This window comes from Pseudomonas sp. 18173 (assembly GCF_050432945.1).
Lineage (GTDB): Bacteria > Pseudomonadota > Gammaproteobacteria > Pseudomonadales > Pseudomonadaceae > Aquipseudomonas.
This window is the reverse complement of sequence record NZ_JBKFTN010000079.1, coordinates 1-760: the sequence shown is the minus strand read 5'-3', so window position 1 is coordinate 760 and position 760 is coordinate 1. Positions and strand designations below refer to the sequence as shown.

Annotated in this window: 1 protein-coding gene; it reads right to left on the bottom strand. The window is 59.7% G+C overall.

What is annotated here, in order from left to right:
- Positions 1 to 29 precede the first annotated feature (29 nt).
- On the bottom strand, positions 30 to 485 hold the full coding sequence (locus tag ACLD1X_RS29145) for an ATP-binding protein (RefSeq protein WP_429373736.1): 456 nt from the start codon (positions 483 to 485) through the stop codon (positions 30 to 32).
- Between the last annotated feature and the right edge of the window lie 275 nt (positions 486 to 760).

The window sequence follows — 760 nt, the reverse complement described above, 5'->3', positions numbered from 1 at the left end:
GAGCATGTTTTGTTGCTTGGCGGCGTTCATCAGAAGCCCTCCTTACCGCGTTGAGATTCCCACTCGAATGCCACGCCAATGCAGCCGTTTTCGCGGATGCGGTCGACACAGCGCGCACCAAGGGCGTCGTTCAGTTCAGCGGGAGACAGGTTGCTGACGATGATCGTCGGACGGCATTGTTCGTAACGGCCGTTGATGATGCTGAACAGGGTGGCCAGCTCGAACTCGCTCTGCTTAGTCGCGCCGACTTCATCGAGCACCAGCAGGTCCGCGCCAATCACCTCACGCAAGATGTGCGCCTCGGATTCGCCTGAGCGATCATTGAACGTTGCCCGGATCTCGCCGATGAGCGTGCCCACCGTGCGGTAGATCGCCTTGACCATGCATTCGTTGATCAGGTGACTGGCCGAAGCAATGGCCAGATGGGTCTTGCCGGTGCCGACCNTCACGCAAGATGTGCGCCTCGGATTCGCCTGAGCGATCATTGAACGTTGCCCGGATCTCGCCGATGAGCGTGCCCACCGTGCGGTAGATCGCCTTGACCATGCATTCGTTGATCAGGTGACTGGCCGAAGCAATGGCCAGATGGGTCTTGCCGGTGCCGACCTTCCCCAACAGCAACATGCAGCGACCTTCCCGGCGATGTTTCGAAAAGTTGTCGACGTAGTCGGTGCAAGCATCCAGGGCAATCTGCTGGGCCGGGTTCGACACGACGAAATCGGCGAACGTCTTTTCCGCGAAGCGCTTCGGAATCCGGGCG